The following is a 20,246-nucleotide window of genomic DNA, read 5'->3' as shown; positions in this document are numbered from 1 at the left end:
AGTTATATTATAACTATTATATCTGTTGAGACGGTTATTTCCTAACAGCATGAACAATATAATTCATATCTTTTTTATATCGTTTCATTGTTTTAAACATATTAAAGAACATAGAGCGATTTTCTTTTTTTAAGGCATTTTTTATAATTTTAAGCGTACCCAATACACCTTCATCTCGTATCATGCCAGCTGGCGTCATCAGTGTTAACGCGCCAATGTGCGATTCTATTTGTTTGAAGCCAGCATCTTGATAAAGTTTGTACCATTCTGCTGTTGGTAATGGGGTTACTTTAACGTTAATGGCATCACTTAAATGATGGATAATTTCATCTTTAGATTTAACATTAATAATGGCGATATCATGTGTTAATACGATGCCACCTGGTTTCAAGACGCGGTAATATTCTTTTAATGCTTGTTCTTTCGCTTTAATCGGCAACATTGTAAGCATCGCTTCATTTAATACGATATCAAATTGTTCATCTTCAAATGGTAAGTTCATGGCATTAGCTTTTTGAACATTAATTAAATGAGATAAGTTTGCAGATGATACATTTTTAATACCTTTTTCTAGAGCTTTAGCATTTAAGTCGACACCTTCAATTCTACATCCGTAAGTTTTCGCAATTTGCATAGCTGTTGTACACATATTGCATCCAACTTCTAATACATATTTATCTCTCTTGAAATGCCCTTTTTTAATGAGCCAATCTGTCGCAATTTTTCCACCAGGTCTTAATCTTTTCTTACCTAACTTCGCTAAAAATGTATGTCCAGCTTCTTTTTTCATAATGAATCATTCCTTTAAAAAGTTTTTAAAGTAGATGTTTGTATTTTTTAAATAATACGTGGTTTTCTAAATGAACATGTTCATGTGTGTCGCGTTCTAATTGTTCTAAACGTTGATAGACAAGTCTCCATGTACCACATGCTTCTAGAGGTGGTTGGTAATCGTTTGTGATGGCACGTATCTCTCGTAATAATTGTCCTGCTTCATCATGTTCATCAACTAAAGATGTAATCGTTTCGTTTAATTGATCAACTTGTTTACCTGCTGATACATCTAAAAGTTTAGGGAACGACTGATGATCTTCTTCGTCAATATGTTCTAATAATGCAGACTTCAATTTAGTATATAAGTCCTTTAGTTCTAATAAATATGGATGACTTGGACCGTGAACTTTAGCTAACTTTGTAACATAAGGTGTTAAGTTTTGGAACTCAGTTCTCAATCCTTCATGATATCGAGATTGAATGTACTGAATAAGTGAAGCAGCATCTAAATATTTAATATCAATTCCGCCATTTTGTTGATCGGCAGGTATGCTATTGAGTTGATTTAACAATGTTTCTAAATCGACCTTTTTATTATTAGACACGGCTTCATCAATGGATACATCACCTCCACAACAAAAGTCGATACCGTATTTACGAAAAATATCAGCAGACTTTGGAATATCTGTTACGACATCAGCAACATGACGCTCTTTAGTAATCATGTAATGACCTCCTTTAAAATATTTACCTTCTATATATCTCAATTATATTATATGAGAAACATTCTCAGTATTAGGGAATTCCATGAAAATTACATAAAATTGTAAAAAATATGGTATGAAAAGATGTCGATAAAATTTATTCCGATATATCGCTTGACTCTTTTCGATATATCGGATAATATAACGATATATCGAAAAGAAGAAAGGTGATTATATGTTTAGAAGAAATTTTGAGGGAAGATTTAACAATCACAGAGGTCATATGATGAATCGTGATGGCTTTGATTTTGGCAGAGGTTTTGGCGGTCATCCGGGAAGAGATCGTTTCTTTAAGAAAGGGAACTTACAATTTATTATTTTAAAAATGTTAAAAGAAGAACCAAAACATGGTTATCAAGTCATTAAAGATTTAGAAGAAAGATTCAAAGGATTCTATGCACCAAGTCCAGGTTCTGTTTATCCAATTTTGCAAATGTTAGAAGATAGAGACTTTGTATCAATTTCTAAAGATGGTAATAAAAAAGTTTATACAATTACAGATGAAGGCGAAACATTTTTAAATGAAAACATCGATCAAGATGAATTTACGAAACGATTAGAAGGATTCCAAAATGTTGATATTAAAGCAATGGAAGATGCACGAAATCAACTTAGAGATTTATTTAAAGAAATTATGTTAGCGGGAAGAGAAGCAGTAGAAGATGATGAGAAAAAAGCGAAATTCGAATCATTTATAAATGAAACAAAAGAAAAAGCAAAAAACTTATATAAAAACTAAAAAGAAGGTAAACATGTTGAAAAGCAATAAAAATAATAAAGTCGCAATTATAGGTGGAGGTCCTGGTGGCTTAATGCTCGGTTTGTTATTACAGAAACAAGGAATTCCATTTACGATATTTGAAAAAGGTGAGCGCAATATTAATGGCAATAGAGGTGGTTCGTTAGACATTCACGAAGAATCCGGACAATTGCCGATTAAAGAAGCTGGTCTTATTGAAACATTTAAAAGTATGGCAAGATTTGAAGGAGAAGATACAAAAATTCTAGGACCAGATGGCACATTGTATTTTGAAGATGATGCAGAAGGTGAAGGTGGAAGACCAGAGATTGACCGTGGTGAACTTTGCGATATGATTCTTAACGAAATCAATCCAGAAAACATCCGCTATCATTATGAATTTAAAGCAATAGAAACGTTAGATAATCATAAAGTTAAAGTCACTTTTAATCATAATATGAGTGAAATCTTTGATGTTGTAGTCGGTGCAGATGGATCATTTTCTAAAGTGAGACCATTTATAACAGAGCAAGAAATCAGCTACACAGGCATTTCAATGGTCGAACTAAATATTTCTGATGTGAAACAACAATTTCCAGATTTAGCTGCTTTTAATAAGAATGGTAAAATCATGGCGCTTGGCGGTGATCAAGCTATACTTGGACAATTGAACGGTGATGGATCAATTAAAGTTTATGTCACTTATCGCATGCCTTATAAAGATTTAGATACGTATAAAGCTTTGTCTTCTGAACAACTAAAATTACGTTTATTACAAGATTTTAAAGATTGGGATAAAGACCTTTTAAAATACATTTCATACGCTGATGATCAAGCTTTATTTAGAAGAATTTATAAATTGCCAATTGGTTTCAAATGGAAACGTCAATCGAATATCACATTATTAGGTGATGCCGCTCACGTTATGAGTCCATTCGCAGGTGAAGGTGTTAATACAGCTTTATATGACGCGTATTTATTAGCACGCGCATTTAAAAATCATGACAATTTAGAAGATGTGATAACAGCATACGAAGATGAAATGTACAAAGCTTCTGAAGAACATGCACAAGAATCTCAAGATAATTTAGATTTAATGTTTTCGGATAATGCTGCTGAAAAAATGGGCAGTATATTTACAAATGTAGAACTAATGTCATAAAAATTCTTACTGTGTAGATGATTAATTTGCGTTATACTTCAATTAAGGAAGAACTGAATGGAGTGATAACATGGTCAAACAAAGAGATCAATGGTCATCTAAGATAGGATTTATTATGGCATCAGCAGGTGCTGCAATCGGTATTGGCGCAATATGGAAGTTTCCTTATGTTGCAGGTCAATTCGGTGGTGGCGCCTTCTTATTGTTATTTATTATATTTACATTATTTATTGGCTTACCAATGTTGATTTCGGAATTTATCATTGGACGTGCAACAAACAAAGAAGCTGTTGCAGCCTATGATACGCTAGCACCAAAATCACCATGGAGAATAACGGGCAGACTTGGTGTTATTGGATGTTTCTTATTATTATCCTTTTACAGTGTTGTAGGTGGTTGGATTACAATCTATACAGCATTGGGATTAACAGGCAATCTTATATCTGATGGTACAAACTACGGTAAAGTCTTTGAACAAATTATAGGAGAGCCATTTACTGTATTAATCGGTGTGTTTGTCTTTATTTTAATGAATGTTGTTGTGTTAAACTTCGGTATTAAAAAAGGTATTGAACGTGCAAATAATGTATTAATGCCTTTATTATTTATATTCTTTATTATTCTTGTTGTTAGAGCAGTAACTTTAGAAGGCGCGTCTGAAGGATTATCGTTCTTCTTTAGTTTTAACTTTGAAGACTTCTCAGCTGAAGGCGTATTGTATGCGTTAGGTCAGTCATTCTTCGCGTTAGCTGTTGGATTCTCATGTATGGTTACTTATAGTTCGTATTTAAGTAAAAAAGAAAGCTTACCAACGTCAGCTATGTCAGTATCGATTATGAATATTATCGTGTCTATATTAGCAGGAATGGCGATATTCCCAGTTGTATTTGCATTCTCATTAGAACCTACTGAAGGTCCTGGATTATTATTTATCGTATTACCTAATGTATTTGGTCAAATGGCATTTGGTTCAGTATTCTTAACGTTATTTTTACTGTTATTCTTATTTGCAACATTGACTTCTTCATTTAGTCAATTTGAAATTATCATTTCAGCTTTCGAAAAAGAAGGCAAAAGATCACGTTCAAAAATAGTGTGGATATTAGGATTACTGACATTTATCGCTTGTATTCCATCTTCACTGTCGTATGGTGTTCTTGCAGATGTTTCGATTTTTGGAAAGTCTATATTTGATGCTACAGATTATTTAGTGAGCAACATATTATTGCCAATTGGCTGTTTATTAATCGCTATATTTATTTCGTTTAGAATGGATCAAGCTATTGTAAAAAGAGAATTCCAAATGGGGAATCAACTTTCTTTAAAATGGTTTAAATTATGGAAGTTCTTAATGAGATATATCATTCCGATTATTATACTTATCGTATTTATATGTTCGCTTTAAGTCTGTCATGAAATCCATGAAATGAGGTATAGCAAATGGAGTTTAAACAGTTAAAATATTTTGTGGAAATAGTTAGAAATGGTGGTATGACCCAAGCAGCAGAACATTTATTTGTAGCGCAATCTACAATTAGTAAAGCTGTGAAAAATCTTGAAAATGAATTTGATGTCACGCTATTTGATCGTTCACAAAAACACATTAAACTAACTGATACTGGCGAAGTATTTTATGATAAAGCGGTAGAATTCTTAACACTGTTTGATCATTTGACGCTCGAATTGAATGATATCTTTGAAGTGCAACGTGGACACATTAGATTAGGGTTATCACCTATGATTAAAGTGGATCTTATAACAGATAGTCTTGAGAATTTTCATGGTAAATATTCTAACGTCACATACGAAGTTACTGAAGGTGGCGGTAAAGCGGTAGAACATTATATTAATAAAGATGAAGTAGATATTGGTGTGACGACGTTACCTGTAGACTCATCTAAATATAACAGCGTGCCACTTTATAAAGAGGAATTATTTTTAGTAGTGAATAAGTCACATAAACTTGCCAAGAGACATCAAGTTTCAATCAGAGAATTGAAAGATGAAGAATTTGTCTTGTTTCACGATGACTATTATTTAAGAGATATGATTATTGAGAACTGTCGAAAAGAGGGATTCTATCCAAAGACAGTTGCTAAAATATCACAGCTTACCTTTATCAGCAATATGATAGAAAGAGGACTTGGTCTATCTATTGTGCCAAAAAGTATTGCTGAACAAATGAGTGATGATGTGACAATGATTGAACTTGAAGGTGAAAAGATATATTGGCATCTCGGATTAATTTGGAAAAAAGGTGCTTATGTGAATCGCGTTACGAAAGAATGGATATTATTTCTAAAAGAATCATTAATCAAGAAGCAGGCCGGAACATAATGTTCTAGCCTGTTTCTTGCTTTGAGCAGTAATGATATGTTTGAACTATTCCAATACGGAATATGTTAAATCGATAATATGTATTTTATTAATACTTTGAACCGTCCTATAATATTGTCTATAAGTCTTATTAAAAGGATGAGCGCATATGATCAAATTGTTTATAAAGATACTATTTCAAGTATCTCTCATATATATGATTACTCAAATTGGTAAATGGCTTCAAGAAATATTACATATACCAATTGCAGGTAGTATTGTTGGACTAGCATTATTATTTTTATTACTTCTAACAGGTATTTTACCTGAACGATGGATAGAAGTCGGTGCTAATAAATTAATTAATGTTATGATTTTATTTTTCGTGCCTTCCATCGTAGGCATAATGGATATTGCAGATCAGATTGGACCAGGTTATATCATTATGGTCGTGTTACTCATTGTGAGTACAAGTTTAGTAGCACTCTCATCTGGTTATGTATGTGAAAAGTTTTTAAATATTAATAAAACGGATAAGGAGAATGCATCATGATTATACAATCTTTATTGATGGTACTTTTAACATTAGCTTGTTTTATCATCGCTAAGAAACTACAAATTAAATATAAACATCCTATTCTTAATCCAGCACTGATTGCTTCAATTATGATTGTCACAATTTTATTAGTGTTAGGTATGAATTACAAAGACTACATGGTAGGTGGTTCATGGATTCATCAATTTTTAGATTGTTCAGTTGTGAGTTTAGCTTATCCGTTATATAAATATAGAAAGTTGATTGTCGCGAACTTCAAAATTATTATTTCAAGTGTATTAGCAGGCATCATGGTTAACTTTGTCCTCATTTATGGCGTTCTATATATAATGGGATATCCGAGTTCAACGATTGTCACAATTTTACCTAGATCGATGACAGCAGCAGTAGGTATTGAAGTGTCTCACCAAATGGGTGGCACAGATACAATAACGGTAATGTTTATTATAGCGACAGGTTTAATTGGTAGTATTTTAGGTAATTTTTATATTAGCAAAGCGAAGTTTACAAGTGATTTAGCAAAAGGTTTAACGTATGGTAATGCTTCACATGCGTTTGGTACAGCAAAAGCTTTGGAATCTAATATTGAAGCAGGTGCGTTTAGTACAATTGGTATGATTTTAACAGCTGTACTCAGTGCGATTATGTTACCAGTACTTTATTTAATGACCACTTATATTTAATGAGATATAGAAGGAGATATGGCAAAATTCATGTCATATTTCCTTCTTTTTTATATAAATTTATATTCATGAAATATGTATAAAAATACATAATAAAAGTGCGTTAGATTTGTTATGTTCGTTAAATTTTAACTTAACACAACCGTTGTAGCAATATTTATAATGATTATAAAATGTGTATTATATATATTTATTCATAAGTAATGATGCTTTTCATTGTATGTAATTTGCATTTTTATTAAAACTTCTATATCGTCTTCATTGTGATTTAAATCATCGTGTTCATTAAAAATGATTATTTAACGATGTACATTAATCGACAACGAGGAGTGTTCAGAAGTGAAGAAACATAAAGTAATGGACTGGTGGACATTTTATGGGACGGTTGCAGTATTACTTATCGCTGTTATACCGATGATGGTATTCCCTAAAGCTAGTCAAGAAGTCATCACAAGTATCAATGATATTATTTCAGATTCATTAGGTGCATGGTATCTATTACTTGGATTGATTGTTTTTGCATTTGTATTATACATAGCGTTTGGGAAATACGGGAATGTCACTTTAGGTAAAGCAAGTGATAAACCTGAATTTAATAATTTTAGTTGGATTTCGATGCTGTTTTGTGCGGGTATCGGTTCAGACATTTTATACTGGGGTGTCATCGAATGGGCATACTATTATCAAGTGCCGCCGTATGGTGCAGGTAGTATGACGGATGAAGCACTCGAATATGCAACAATGTATGGCATGTTTCATTGGGGCCCAATAGCTTGGGCGATTTATGTGTTACCTGCATTGCCAATTGGTTATTTAGTATTTGTTAAGAAGAAGCCAATCTATAAAATCAGCCAAGCATGTAGACCAATTTTAAAAGGTCAAACGGATAAATTACTCGGTAAAATTGTAGATGTTTTATTTATTTTTGGATTGTTAGGTGGTGCAGCGACATCATTAGCACTAGGTGTGCCAATGATTTCTGCAGGGATAGAGCGACTCACAGGACTAGATGGTGAGAATATGGTTATGAGAAGTATTATCTTGCTCATCATTACGGTCATCTTTGCATTTAGTTCTTATACGGGACTGAAAAAAGGTATACAAAAATTAAGCGATATTAACGTTTGGCTAACATTCTTAATTTTAGGAATCGTACTGATTGTCGGACCAACGATATTTATTATGGAAACAACTGTATCAGGATTAGGAAATATGTTGAAGAATTTCTTTAGAATGGCAACATGGTTAGAACCATTTGGCGGTATTGGTGATAGAAAAGAAACAAACTTCCCTCAAGATTGGACGATATTCTATTGGTCTTGGTGGTTAGTATATGCACCATTTATTGGCTTATTTATTGCCAGAATTTCCAAAGGTCGTACGTTAAAAGAAGTCGTATTAGGTACAATTATTTATGGGACTTTAGGGTGTGTATTATTCTTTGGTATCTTTGGTAACTATGCAGTGTTCTTACAAATTTCAGGACAATTTGATGTCATTCAATTCTTGAATCAACATAGCGCTGAAGCCACTATAATAGAAGTGATGCATCAATTACCATTTCCAAAAGTAATGATTGTCCTATTCTTAATCTCAGCATTCTTATATTTAGCAACAACATTTGATTCAGGCTCATATATATTAGCAGCAGCAACTCAAAAAGAAGTTATAGACGAACCATTAAAAGCAAATCGTTTATTCTGGGCGTTTGCATTATGCTTATTGCCATTTTCATTAATGTTAGTAGGTGGAGAACGCGCGTTAGACGTCTTGAAGACAGCATCCATATTAGCAAGTGTGCCACTAACTGTTATATTTGTGATGATGATGGTTTCATTTATCCGGACACTAGGCGGAGATCGAATTAAATTAGAAGAACGAGCTGAAAAATTAAAAGCAGTTGAACGACGATCATTAAGAATCGTTCAAGTACGAGCAGAAAAAGAAGACGATAACTTATAAAGAAAATTCCAACAAAATCACATGGTTTTGTTGGAAATTTTTATATCTTAATTTTGTTAATAGCAGTTTTAGTGAGAAATGTGAATAACGACACGAGTAGTTACAAATTGGAGTAGTTTTGTAAATAAGGGCGCCGTTAGTAACAAATTCAAGGAGTTTTGTAAATAAGGAGGCCGTTAGTAACAAATCCAAGGAGTTTTGTAAATAAGGGTGCCGTTAGTAACAATTTCAAGGAGTTTTGTAACTAAGGGTGCCGTTAGTAACAATTCCAAGAAGTTTTGTAACTAAGGAGGGTGTTAGTAACAAATCCAGGGAGTTTTGTAAATAAGGGTGCCGTTAGTAACAAATCCAAGGAGTTTTGTAAATAAGGGTGCCGTTAGTAACAATTTCAAGGAGTTTTGTAAATAAGGGTGCCGTTAGTAACAATTCCAGGAAGTTTTGTAAATAAGGGCGCCGTTAGTAACAATTCTAAGAAGTTTTGTAACTAAGGAGGCCGTTAGTAACAAATCCAAGGAGTTTTGTAAATAAGGGTGCCGTTAGTAACAATTCTGAGAAGTTTTGTAACTAAGCTCCTCAGTTAAAACAAACTAACACTGAAGTGTTCGCAACAACTATCATTTTGAGTGAATAATTTCTTCATTAAATTGACTGAAAATTTAAAAAGAACAGTTGACATCATATGCTGTATCGGGTATGCTAATCATCATAATTTATTATTTCTTAGTAAACTTATCTGTTTAAAATAAATTCTGTTAAAAACATTGATTTTAAACTTAAAAAGCTTGTAGAAATAAGCATAAGGAGGACGTTATATATCATGGCCGAAGTGTTAACATATGAACGTTTTGACACTGATCCTTTTAAAGATATTGATATTGACGATGAAACTAAAGGTGCATATCAAATAATTAAATGGGCGTATGAACATTATGGAGATTCTATCGTATATTCATGTAGTTTTGGGGCAGAGGGTATGATTTTGATAGATTTAATATCAAAAGTTAAGCCAGATGCCAAAATTGTATTCTTAGATACTGACTTACATTTTCAAGAAACATACGATTTGATTGACCGTGTGAAAGAAAGATATCCAACATTAAATATTGAACTTAAAAAGCCAGATTTAACGCTAGAGCAACAAGCAGATCAATATGAACCGGCACTATGGACAAGTGACCCGAATCAATGTTGTTATATCAGAAAGATTAAACCGTTAGAAGAAGTATTATCGGGCGCTACTGCTTGGGTCTCAGGATTAAGAAGAGAACAATCTCCAAGTAGACAAAATACCGATTTTATTAATAAAGATGAAAGATTTAAATCTATAAAAGTTTGTCCTTTAATTTATTGGACTTGGGACGATGTATGGGCATATATCGAACGCCACGATTTAACCTACAATGAACTTCATGACTTTAATTATCCAAGTATTGGATGTATTCCTTGTACAGCTCAAGTATCTTCGTCAGGTGATTCACGTGAAGGAAGATGGACGAATTTCAACAAAACTGAATGTGGTTTGCATACAGTAAATAATAAACCTAAGTAATCTAATTAAGAGATTTATTAATCTTTTTTTAGCATAAATCAGACTATTCCCATAAGAATAGTATTTAAAACTTAAATAATTGGACAGGATGAGGTGACATCTTTGGAATTATCAGTAACAAATAGCCCTTTTAATCAAGAGCAGTCAGAAAAGTTAAATCAAGTATTTGCAACACTTACAAATGAACAAAAGATTTGGTTGAGTGGTTACTTATCGGCGTCAGTCGTACAAGGTGGTCAAGTAAGTGCACCTGTAGTAGAGCAATCTACAGCAGTGAGCAGTGAACCTAAGTTTAAGAAAAGAGATATTACAGTATTGTTTGGTTCTGAAACTGGTAATGCTCAAGGTTTAGCTGAAACGTTAGAAAGTAAATTAAAAGAAAAATCATTCAATGTCAATCTTGCATGTATGGAAGATTTTAAGACAAAAGATTTAAAGAAAGTAGAAGACTTATTTATTATCACAGCGACTCATGGAGAAGGAGATCCACCAGATAACGCAATTACGTTCCATGAGTTTTTACATAGTCGTAAGGCACCTAAGTTGAATGATGTAAGATTCTCAGTGCTAGCACTTGGAGATGAATCGTATGAATTCTTCTGTCAGACTGGTAAAGATTTTGATAAGAGATTAGAAGAGTTAGGTGCAGAGAGAATACATCCAAGAGTAGATTGTGATTTAGACTTTGATGAACCTGCTGAAAAATGGATGGAAGACATTTTAAATTCAATTGGCCAGGTATCAGGTCAAACAGCAGAAGAACCCGTTAAATTAGATGCTGAAGATTTATCAGCTACTCAAACGTATTCACGCTCTAATCCATACGAAGCTGAAATTTTAGAAAATATTAACTTGAACGGTAGAGGTTCAAATAAAGAAGTTAGACATATCGAACTTTCTTTAGAAGGTTTCAATGATTCATTTGAACCAGGTGACTGTATCGGCATATTCCCGAAAAATGATCCTGAAATTGTATCAGAGTTAATTGAAACACTTGTTTGGGACCCAGAAGAAATCGTACCAATTAATGATTCAGGCGATACATTAACTTTACGCGATGCATTAACTAATCATTTCGAAATTACTAAATTAACTAAACCAATCGTTACAAAAGCTGCGAATATCTTTGGTAATGGCGTGTTATCTGAAAAAGTTAAAAAAGATAGATGGATTTATGGTTACGTTGAAGGTCGTGATTTTATAGACTTATTAAACGATTTTCCACCTGAAGATTTGCAACCAGATGCTTTACATCAAATATTGAGAAAATTGCCAGCTCGTGAATATTCAATCGCAAGTAGCCATCAAGCAGCACCTGATGAAGTACATTTAACGATTGGAGCAGTTCGTTACCACTCTCATGATAGAGATAGAAAAGGTGTTTGCTCAGTACAATTTGCAGAACGATTACAACCTGGTGATACAGTACCAATTTACTTGAAGAAGAATCCAAACTTTAAGTTCCCTAAAACAAGTGAAACGCCTGTCATTATGATTGGTCCAGGTACAGGTGTTGCACCATTTAGGTCATATATTCAAGAAAAAGAAGAATTAGAGCTTACTAATAAAGCTTGGTTATTCTTCGGCGAACAACACTTTACGACAGACTTTTTATACCAAACAGAATGGCAAGGTTGGTTGAAAGATGGCGTGCTTGATAAATTAAGTGTCGCGTTCTCGAGAGATTCAGAAGAAAAAGTATATGTACAACATAGAATTGAAGAAAACAGTAAAGAATTTTATCAATGGATTCAAGAAGGTGCAGCTATCTATGTATGTGGAGATGAAAAACATATGGCTAAAGATGTGCATCAATCCATTTTAAATGTCATTCAAAAAGAAGGACATTATAACGAAGAAGAAGCAGAAGCATTTTTAACTGAATTGAAAAAAGAGAGAAGATATCAAAGAGATATTTATTAAGAGGGGGCAATATTGTGAGCACTCAAACTAATTTATCCGACAAATTAGATGAAATGGAACACATTAAGAATAGAAGTAATTATTTAAGAGGAACAATTAAAGAAGGTTTAGCAGATGAAATAACTGGTGCAATAGCTGAAGACGATACTAAATTACTTAAATTCCACGGTAGCTATATGCAAGATGATAGGGATATTCGTGATGAACGTCGTAAACAAAAGTTAGAACCAGCATATAGTTTCATGATTAGAGTAAGAGTTCCAGGTGGTACGGCTACTGCTGATCAATGGATTGCGATGGATGATATTTCAACAGAATACGCTAACAACACAATCAAATTGACAACAAGACAAGCATTTCAATTCCACGGCATCTTAAAAAGAAACTTAAAAAGTTCAATGCAAAGTATCCACCATGCTGTCATGGATTCATTAGCAGCATGTGGTGACGTTAACAGAAATGTCATGTGTAATCCAAATCCATATCAATCAGGCGTGCACAAAGAAGTAGATACACTTGCTACAAAAATAAGTGATCACTTATCACCTCAAACTGGTGCGTATCATGAGATTTGGTTAGACGATGAAAAAATAGTCGATACAAAAGAAGAAGTTGAACCAATGTACGGAAAGACATATTTGCCAAGAAAATTCAAAATAGGTATCGCTGTACCACCATCAAATGATATTGATGTTTATTCACAAGATATCGGATTGATTGCAGTTATTGAAGATGATCAATTAGTCGGATTTAATGTGACAGTCGGTGGCGGTATGGGTATGACACACGGTGATACGAAGACATACCCTCAAGTAGGACGTCTATTAGGCTACTTCCCTAAAGAAGAAGCGGTAGATGTTTGTGAGAAGATTTTAACTATCCAACGTGATTATGGTAATAGAGAAAACAGAAAGAACGCACGATTTAAATATACTGTTGATCGTCTTGGTGTTGATTTTATTCGTGAAGAATTGAATAAACGTTTAGGTTGGGAAATTGAAGAGGCGAAACCATTTGAATTTAAACATAATGGTGACCGATACGGTTGGACTGAAGGAAGCGGAAAATGGCACTTTACATTATTTATTCAAAATGGACGTGTCAAAGATACTTCTGATTACAAATTGAAGACAGCCTTGAGAGAAATAGCTGAAATTCATACAGGTGACTTCCGTTTAACGCCTAACCAGAACTTAATTATTGCCAATGTTGCCAAAAGTAAAAAACAACAAATTCAAAAAATTATTGATCAATATGGCATAACAGACGGTGAACATTATACAGGACTTAGAAGAAATTCAATGGCATGTGTTGCATTTCCAACGTGTGGTTTAGCAATGGCTGAATCAGAACGTTACCTTCCAACACTCATCAATAAAATTGAAGGACTTTTAGATGAAGCAGGTTTAAATGAAGAAGAAATTACGATTCGAATGACAGGTTGTCCAAATGGATGTGCAAGACCAGCATTAGCTGAAATTGCATTTATCGGTAAAGCGCCAGGTAAATATAATATGTATCTTGGCGGCGGATTCACTGGAAATCGTTTAAATAAATTATTTAAAGAAAATATTGGTGAAGATGAGATTTTAGAAAGCTTAAAACCAATTCTGATTCAATACGGTAAAGAAAAAAATGATGGAGAACACTTTGGAGACTTTGTTATCCGTAAAGGCATAATTAAAGAAGTGCAATCAGGACAAGACTTCCATAGTTAATCAGAAAATGGGGTGTAAGAATGGGGAAAGTATTCTTGGTTGGTGCTGGACCGGGCGATCCAGATTTAATAACGGTTAAAGGTATTAAAGCCATTAAACAGTCTAATGTCATATTATATGACCGACTCGTCAATAAAGCATTATTAGATTATGCAACTGAAGACACGAGAATGATTTATTGCGGTAAAAGTCCGAATAAGCATTCTTTAACTCAAGATGAAATTAATGAATTGCTCGTAAAACTTTCTCTAGAAGGTTACACCGTAACAAGACTTAAAGGTGGCGATCCATTTATCTTTGGTCGTGGTGGCGAGGAAGCAGAAACATTAAAGAACTATGATATTCCGTTCGAAGTGGTTCCAGGTATTACTGCTGGTGTTGCGGCACCAGCTTATGCTGGTATTCCAGTGACACATAGAGATTATAGTTCATCTGTTGCCTTTATAACAGGTGTTATGAAAGACAGTGTTGATGAAGATGAGTATTGGAAACACTTAGCACTAGGACCTGAAACACTTTGTATTTATATGGGTGTAAAGAAGTTGCCTGACATCCAAAAATTATTAGTGAAACACGGTAAAGATATTCAAACACCAGTAGCATTAATTCATTGTGGAACTTCACAAAAACAAGTCACAGTGACAGGGACTTTAGAAGACATTGTAGAGAAATCACATCAAATTACAAACCCTGCAATGATTGTTATTGGAGAAGTCGTCAAACTGAGAGATCGCATGAGCTGGTTTGAAGAAGTGGCATCAGAACAGAACGTTCCACAACTTATTTAATAATACTGGAGGGATACAATGATAGGCGTGTTATATGTCAGTCACGGTAGCAGAATTAAAGAAGCGACAGATGAGGCAATTTCTTTTATAGAATCTGTGAAACACTCTATTGATATACCGTTACAAGAAATTTGTTTCTTAGAATTAGCACAACCAGATATTCAGCAAGGCGTTGAAAAGCTTATAGCGAAAGGTGCAACCGAGATATCCGTTATACCCGTATTGTTACTAAGTGCAGGTCATTATTTTAAAGATATACCGAAAGAGATAGATGAAATTAAGACACAATATCCAGAAGTAACTTTTACTTATGGAGAGCCTTTAGGTGTTCAACCAAGATTAACAGCCATTCTTAAAGAACGTATTGAAGAAACGAAAGTTGCGATTCAAGAAGATGCTAAATTACTTGTTGTTGGAAGAGGCAGTTATAATCCGCAAACGAAGATAGATATTACAGCTATAGGTCAATCCTTATACGAAACGACAGGATTTAAAAATGTTGAAGTGTGTTACTTAGCTGCCTGTGAGCCATCTTTTGAAGAAGCTTTACAAGATGCATTACATGAAGAATATTCACAAGTATTCATTGCGCCATATCTTTGGTTTACAGGTGTCTTGGAGCGTCATATAGAGCAAACAGCAGCGGAGCATAATACGAAAAGCGACATCATCGTATGCGAACATTTAGGTCATCATCCATCCATACAAGAAGCATTGAAAGATCGCGTGTTAGAAACACTAACGACTCAAACAGTTTAAATATCAGATTAAAGGATGATTTATTGTGGCATACATTCCAATCAATTTAGATTTACAAGATAAAATCGTCAAAGTTATTGGTGGCGGTAAAATTGCTGAACGCAGAGTGAACGCACTCATAAATAGTGAAGCGTTAATTCATGTTATTTCACCAGAACTTACAGACAATTTAAAGCAGTATGAAATTGAAGGGAAATTGAAATGGCACAAAAAGAACTTTGAAATATCTGATATAGAACATGTTGATTTTATTATAAATGCCACGAACTCACCAGAAATAACCGATGTCATTAAAGATAATGCCCCTAAACATTGTCTAATCAACATGGTCGGTGATGCACAAGATGGCAATGTGATATTTCCTGGGACATTAAATAGAGGTAAGTTGCAGATAAGCGTCACATCAAATGGTGCAAGCCCAAAGTTAGTGCGTAATATTTTGAAAGATTTAGATCAACAATATTCAGTAGATTATACAGAATATGTAGATTTTTTATATGAATGTCGCACAATCATTAAATCACTAGAAATAGAGCAAACAGAAAAAAATCAATTGTTAGAGAATATTTTGTCTCATCAATATTTCGATACGATTGAGCAGAATAAATTCATCAATTGGTTGAAACGACAACTTAAATAGAAAGCCAGAGAGGAGTAGCGTATGCGAAAGTTAACGATATTTGCATTAGTAGGTTTTTTAGCACAACTTATAGACGGTTCTCTTGGGATGGGATTTGGTGCAACCTCTTCATCATTACTATTAACTTTTGGAGTGGCACCAGCAATCGCATCTGCAACCATTCATTTTTCAGAAGTGGCAACAACAGCAGCATCCGGACTTTCACATTTAAAGTTTAAAAATGTTGATAAGTCCATCATTCTAAAGCTTGCTTTACCAGGCGCGATAACTGGATTTATCGGTGCAGGTGTATTGAGTAACTTGCACAGTGATTTTATTAAACCATTCATCGCCTTATTCTTATTATCAATGGGGATTTATATTATTTATCAATTTGTATTTAAAAAACAGCAAAACCAGCAAGTGAAAGACGGCAGATTTTCAGCTTTATTACTTGTTCCACAAGGTGCAATTGCAGGATTCTTAGATGCAATTGGTGGTGGTGGCTGGGGTCCAGTCAACACACCATTATTACTATCAAGAAATAAAATTGAACCAAGATATGTTATCGGAACAGTTTCAGCGAGTGAGTTCTTTGTAACAATTTCAACTTCATTAGGATTTATTATCTTCTTAGGTTGGAGTCAAATCAATATTTTACTCGTCGTTGCGTTAGCATTTGGTGGCGTCGTAGCAGCACCGTTCTCAGCATGGTTAGTGAAGACTTTACCGGTGTACGTTTTAGCGGTACTTGTCGGTGGTCTAATCATATTTACAAATAGTAGCGTGTTATTAGGTACTTTAATTAGCAGTGAAGCAACAGTCAATATTATAAAAGGTGTTATTATCCTTGCTTGGTTAGGTCTAGTACTATTCACACTTTACCAACATAATAAATTTCCTTTTAATATTCAAAATCAAAAATCAAAAGAAGTAGATCAAATTAATTAATAGGAGTGAATATTGATGGTATCAGCAACTCAAAAGACTAAAGAAACAATCGAAGCTCATGGTGGAGAATTAATTAATCGCCAAGTAACAGGTCAAGAAAGAGCAGAACTTATTGAAGCGGCACAATCATATCCTAAATTAACATTAAATCCTTGGAGTCTATCAGATTTAGAATTAATCGCAATTGGTGGTTTCAGTCCACTGACAGGATTTTTAGGTGAGAAAGATTATATCAGTGTCGTTGAAAACCTACGTCTAGAAAACGGACTTGTATGGAGTATTCCAATTACATTACCGGTTACTGAAGAAGAAGCAAACAACTATGAAATAGGTTCAGACATCGCTTTATATGGTGAAGACAATCATTTATATGGTGTGTTAAAACTTGAAGAGAAATATACGTATGATAAAGCTAAAGAAGCTCAAAATGTGTACGGAACAACTGATGTGGATCACCCAGGTGTGAAACGTGTATATGAAAAAGGTAATGTTTATTTAGCTGGTCCAATTCAATTAGTTGATCGACCAAAACATGATGAATTTAGTGATTTCCATTTAGACCCAAGTGAAACACGTGAATTATTTAAAGTATTAGGATGGAAAACAGTTGTAGGTTTCCAAACGAGAAACCCAGTTCATCGTGCGCATGAATATATTCAAAAAATAGCACTTGAATCAGTGGATGGATTATTATTAAATCCTTTAGTTGGTGAAACGAAGTCTGATGATATTTCAGCTGAAATAAGAATGGAAAGTTATCAAGTTATCTTGAAACATTATTACCCAGAAGAAAGAACACGACTTGTGATTTATCCAGCAGCAATGAGATATGCTGGCCCACGTGAAGCTATTTTACATGCATTAGTACGTAAGAATTATGGCTGTACACACTTTATCGTCGGTCGTGACCATGCAGGTGTAGGTGACTACTATGGTACATATGACGCACAAGAATTAATTTCACAATATGAAGATGAAATAGGTATTCAAATCTTTAAATTTGAACATGCATTCTTCTGTACAGTTTGTGACAACATGACAACAGCTAAGACATGTCCTCATGATAAATCAAATCATGTACATTTAAGTGGAACAAAAGTGAGAGAGAAACTTCGTAACGGTGAACAATTACCAAAAGAATTCTCAAGACCAGAAGTAGCAGAAGTATTAATTAAAGGTTTAAGACAAAATTAATTTCTTTAGGAGTGGAATAATGAGCGCGTCAACAAATATTACATGGCATGATTCTGAAGTAACAAAAGCACAAAGACAAGAACGTAACGGTCATAAAAGTGTTGTAATTTGGTTTACTGGATTATCAGGATCAGGTAAATCAACAATATCTGTAGCATTAGAAAAAGCATTATTTGAACAAAATATCACGTCATATCGTTTAGATGGAGATAACATTCGTCACGGATTGAACCAAAACCTTGGATTCAGTCCAGAAGATCGAAAAGAAAATATCCGTCGTATCGGTGAAGTCGGTAAATTAATGGTAGATGCTGGTGTTGTTACAATGACAGCATTCATCTCACCATATGAAGAAGACCGTAATACAGTTAGAGAAATACTTGAAGACGGTGAATTCATCGAAGTCTTCACTAAATGTAGTTTAGACGAGTGTGAATCAAGAGATCCAAAAGGACTGTATAAGAAAGCAAGAAGCGGTGAAATCAAAGAATTCACTGGCATAAATGCTCCATATGAAGAACCATCAAACCCTGAAATTGTCATCGATACAGAAAACGAAAGTGTAGAAGAATCTGTAGAGAAAATCGTTGCATACTTAAAAGAAAATCAATATTTATAAAGAAGAAGCTCACAACGCTAGCTAGTGTTGTGAGCTTTTTGATTTGTGGTATGGCGCTTATGAACAAGTTTGGCAAGAAGTGTTCATAAGGCGGTTGTTATGAACAAGTTTGGTGAGAAGTGTTCATAAGGGTGTCGTTATGAACAAGTTTAGTGGAAAGTGTTCATAAGAGCGTCAGTATTTACAATTTTTACGAGTTTTGTAAATATGGGCCCCATTATTAGCAGTTCTGGCTAAAGATGCAAATACTGATACCGTTATTAGCAGTTCTGGTCAAAGGTGCAAATACTGGTGCCGTTAATAGCAGTTCTGGTCAAAAGTGCAAATACTGATACTGTTATTAGCAGTTCTGGTCAAAAGTGCAAATACTGATACTGTTATTAGCAGTTCTAGCCCTAAGTGCAAATACTGGAGCCAACAAAAATAACAAAAGCGCGGGGTATGCATTGCTACCTCGCGCTTATACTTATTTGTCTTCTTGACTTGGTATTGGGAAATACTTATATATCTCTCCAGTTTTAATAGCATTACTGATATTTGCTAACCATTCATAATATACTTTTGATTCTTCTAATTGTGTATGAATGGCGATTGCTTCTTCTTTAGTTTCTTCATCGACATCATCTGCGTCTATGATTTTTTGTAGCAAGATTTCTGCGTCTTTAACAGAATCCATATTAATAGAAATTTCTCGATCCCATTTTCTTGAGAAAAAGTTATTAAAGAAGATAAAGAAGTCTTTTTCAGCGATGAAATGTTGTTTTCTACTTCCTCTTGTAAATTGTTGTTTGACGATATCAAATTCTTGTAGTTTCTTAACACCAGCACTCATGCTTGGTTTGCTCATTTGAAGTTGTTCACGCATTTCATCTAGTGTCATACTACCTTCAAATACCATCGTCCCGTATAAATTTCCAACACTTCGATTAATACCATATAAATCCATCGTTTCTCCAATACCGTTAATCACGATGTCTTTAGCTTGGTCTAGTTGTTTTTTGTAGTTATCTGAACGTACCACTACATACACCTCCAATAGTTACCTTAATTGTACCATGAATCCTTTTACATTGTAGTTGCTTTTCCATTACTTGTCTATTTGAAATACCTATTAAAAACAAATCATAAATGAACTTTGGAAATTTGACGCCTTTCATAATTCTATGCTAA

General features: G+C 34.0%; 19 protein-coding genes. 16 read left to right on the top strand and 3 right to left on the bottom strand.

Annotation, left to right across the window (positions count from 1 at the left end; genetic code table 11):
• Positions 1-34 precede the first annotated feature (34 nt).
• Positions 35-790, bottom strand: coding sequence for a class I SAM-dependent methyltransferase (locus LQ679_RS06125; RefSeq protein ID WP_239762272.1), 756 nt, complete (start codon positions 788-790; stop codon positions 35-37).
• A 25-nt stretch (positions 791-815) separates the two neighbouring features.
• A complete protein-coding gene (gene scdA / locus LQ679_RS06120) occupies positions 816-1,499 on the bottom strand; it encodes an iron-sulfur cluster repair di-iron protein ScdA (RefSeq protein ID WP_159316013.1) in 684 nt (227 codons plus the stop codon).
• A gap of 214 nt (positions 1,500-1,713) precedes the next feature.
• Here scdA and LQ679_RS06115 point away from each other — a divergent pair, with 214 nt between their 5' ends.
• From LQ679_RS06115 to cysC, 16 genes are all read left to right on the top strand, one after another.
• Positions 1,714-2,277 carry a PadR family transcriptional regulator gene (locus LQ679_RS06115; RefSeq protein WP_103361078.1) on the top strand — a complete coding sequence of 188 codons (564 nt, stop codon included), beginning with the start codon at positions 1,714-1,716 and terminating at the stop codon, positions 2,275-2,277.
• 13 nt (positions 2,278-2,290) lie between these two features.
• On the top strand, positions 2,291-3,439 hold the full coding sequence (locus tag LQ679_RS06110; protein WP_204253305.1) for an FAD-dependent oxidoreductase: 1,149 nt from the start codon (positions 2,291-2,293) through the stop codon (positions 3,437-3,439).
• Between the two features lie 70 nt (positions 3,440-3,509).
• Complete coding sequence (locus tag LQ679_RS06105; RefSeq protein WP_159316009.1) at positions 3,510-4,844, top strand: sodium-dependent transporter; 1,335 nt, start codon at positions 3,510-3,512, stop codon at positions 4,842-4,844.
• A gap of 35 nt (positions 4,845-4,879) precedes the next feature.
• Positions 4,880-5,776, top strand: coding sequence for a cidABC operon transcriptional activator CidR (gene cidR / locus LQ679_RS06100; RefSeq protein WP_239762271.1), 897 nt, complete (start codon positions 4,880-4,882; stop codon positions 5,774-5,776).
• Between the two features lie 148 nt (positions 5,777-5,924).
• Positions 5,925-6,308 carry a CidA/LrgA family protein gene (locus tag LQ679_RS06095; RefSeq protein WP_048540515.1) on the top strand — a complete coding sequence of 128 codons (384 nt, stop codon included), beginning with the start codon at positions 5,925-5,927 and terminating at the stop codon, positions 6,306-6,308.
• Positions 6,305-6,994 carry an LrgB family protein gene (locus LQ679_RS06090; RefSeq protein WP_037590201.1) on the top strand — a complete coding sequence of 230 codons (690 nt, stop codon included), beginning with the start codon at positions 6,305-6,307 and terminating at the stop codon, positions 6,992-6,994. The genes LQ679_RS06095 and LQ679_RS06090 overlap by 4 nt, the downstream gene beginning before the upstream one ends.
• 339 nt (positions 6,995-7,333) lie before the next feature.
• Positions 7,334-8,956 carry a BCCT family transporter gene (locus LQ679_RS06085; RefSeq protein ID WP_239762270.1) on the top strand — a complete coding sequence of 541 codons (1,623 nt, stop codon included), beginning with the start codon at positions 7,334-7,336 and terminating at the stop codon, positions 8,954-8,956.
• An 817-nt stretch (positions 8,957-9,773) separates the two neighbouring features.
• Entirely contained in the window at positions 9,774-10,505 is a 732-nt protein-coding gene (locus LQ679_RS06080; protein WP_048540518.1) for a phosphoadenylyl-sulfate reductase, read from the top strand.
• Positions 10,506-10,607: 102 nt separating this feature from the next.
• Positions 10,608-12,428, top strand: a complete 1,821-nt coding sequence (locus LQ679_RS06075; RefSeq protein ID WP_232181067.1) for an assimilatory sulfite reductase (NADPH) flavoprotein subunit — start codon at positions 10,608-10,610, stop codon at positions 12,426-12,428.
• Positions 12,429-12,442: 14 nt separating this feature from the next.
• On the top strand, positions 12,443-14,146 hold the full coding sequence (gene cysI, locus LQ679_RS06070) for an assimilatory sulfite reductase (NADPH) hemoprotein subunit (protein ID WP_374199839.1): 1,704 nt from the start codon (positions 12,443-12,445) through the stop codon (positions 14,144-14,146).
• Positions 14,147-14,166: 20 nt separating this feature from the next.
• Positions 14,167-14,934, top strand: coding sequence for a uroporphyrinogen-III C-methyltransferase (cobA, locus tag LQ679_RS06065; protein WP_126477975.1), 768 nt, complete (start codon positions 14,167-14,169; stop codon positions 14,932-14,934).
• Positions 14,935-14,952: 18 nt separating this feature from the next.
• A complete protein-coding gene (locus LQ679_RS06060) occupies positions 14,953-15,693 on the top strand; it encodes a sirohydrochlorin chelatase (RefSeq protein ID WP_239762269.1) in 741 nt (246 codons plus the stop codon).
• A 25-nt stretch (positions 15,694-15,718) separates the two neighbouring features.
• Entirely contained in the window at positions 15,719-16,333 is a 615-nt protein-coding gene (locus LQ679_RS06055) for an NAD(P)-binding protein (RefSeq protein WP_239762268.1), read from the top strand.
• Between the two features lie 21 nt (positions 16,334-16,354).
• Complete coding sequence (locus tag LQ679_RS06050; RefSeq protein ID WP_025907279.1) at positions 16,355-17,263, top strand: sulfite exporter TauE/SafE family protein; 909 nt, start codon at positions 16,355-16,357, stop codon at positions 17,261-17,263.
• Positions 17,264-17,278: 15 nt separating this feature from the next.
• Positions 17,279-18,457 carry a sulfate adenylyltransferase gene (gene sat, locus LQ679_RS06045; protein ID WP_239762267.1) on the top strand — a complete coding sequence of 393 codons (1,179 nt, stop codon included), beginning with the start codon at positions 17,279-17,281 and terminating at the stop codon, positions 18,455-18,457.
• Between the two features lie 19 nt (positions 18,458-18,476).
• Positions 18,477-19,076: an adenylyl-sulfate kinase gene (cysC, locus tag LQ679_RS06040; protein WP_037590188.1), complete on the top strand. Its 600-nt coding sequence runs from the start codon at positions 18,477-18,479 to the stop codon at positions 19,074-19,076.
• A 466-nt stretch (positions 19,077-19,542) separates the two neighbouring features.
• On the opposite strand, the gene cudC is transcribed toward cysC, so the two are convergent.
• Positions 19,543-20,097, bottom strand: coding sequence for a choline uptake/conversion transcriptional regulator CudC (cudC, locus tag LQ679_RS06035; RefSeq protein WP_037590187.1), 555 nt, complete (start codon positions 20,095-20,097; stop codon positions 19,543-19,545).
• Positions 20,098-20,246: the final 149 nt, after the last annotated feature.

Source organism: Mammaliicoccus sp. I-M35, from assembly GCF_022386455.1.
GTDB classification, from domain to species: Bacteria; Bacillota; Bacilli; order Staphylococcales; family Staphylococcaceae; genus Mammaliicoccus; species Mammaliicoccus sciuri_A.
Note: the sequence above shows the minus strand (reverse complement) of the source record. Positions and strands in the feature narration are given on the sequence as shown.

Coding starts and splice junctions, on each gene's coding strand:
- LQ679_RS06060 (WP_239762269.1), top strand. CDS start 14,953: ATGATAGGCGTGTTATATGTCAGTCACGGTAGCAGAATTAAAGAAGCG.
- LQ679_RS06105 (WP_159316009.1), top strand. CDS start 3,510: ATGGTCAAACAAAGAGATCAATGGTCATCTAAGATAGGATTTATTATG.
- LQ679_RS06090 (WP_037590201.1), top strand. CDS start 6,305: ATGATTATACAATCTTTATTGATGGTACTTTTAACATTAGCTTGTTTT.
- LQ679_RS06080 (WP_048540518.1), top strand. CDS start 9,774: ATGGCCGAAGTGTTAACATATGAACGTTTTGACACTGATCCTTTTAAA.
- LQ679_RS06115 (WP_103361078.1), top strand. CDS start 1,714: ATGTTTAGAAGAAATTTTGAGGGAAGATTTAACAATCACAGAGGTCAT.
- cysC (WP_037590188.1), top strand. CDS start 18,477: ATGAGCGCGTCAACAAATATTACATGGCATGATTCTGAAGTAACAAAA.
- LQ679_RS06125 (WP_239762272.1), bottom strand. CDS start 790: ATGAAAAAAGAAGCTGGACATACATTTTTAGCGAAGTTAGGTAAGAAA.
- sat (WP_239762267.1), top strand. CDS start 17,279: ATGGTATCAGCAACTCAAAAGACTAAAGAAACAATCGAAGCTCATGGT.
- scdA (WP_159316013.1), bottom strand. CDS start 1,499: ATGATTACTAAAGAGCGTCATGTTGCTGATGTCGTAACAGATATTCCA.
- cobA (WP_126477975.1), top strand. CDS start 14,167: ATGGGGAAAGTATTCTTGGTTGGTGCTGGACCGGGCGATCCAGATTTA.
- LQ679_RS06095 (WP_048540515.1), top strand. CDS start 5,925: ATGATCAAATTGTTTATAAAGATACTATTTCAAGTATCTCTCATATAT.
- LQ679_RS06050 (WP_025907279.1), top strand. CDS start 16,355: ATGCGAAAGTTAACGATATTTGCATTAGTAGGTTTTTTAGCACAACTT.
- cidR (WP_239762271.1), top strand. CDS start 4,880: ATGGAGTTTAAACAGTTAAAATATTTTGTGGAAATAGTTAGAAATGGT.
- LQ679_RS06110 (WP_204253305.1), top strand. CDS start 2,291: ATGTTGAAAAGCAATAAAAATAATAAAGTCGCAATTATAGGTGGAGGT.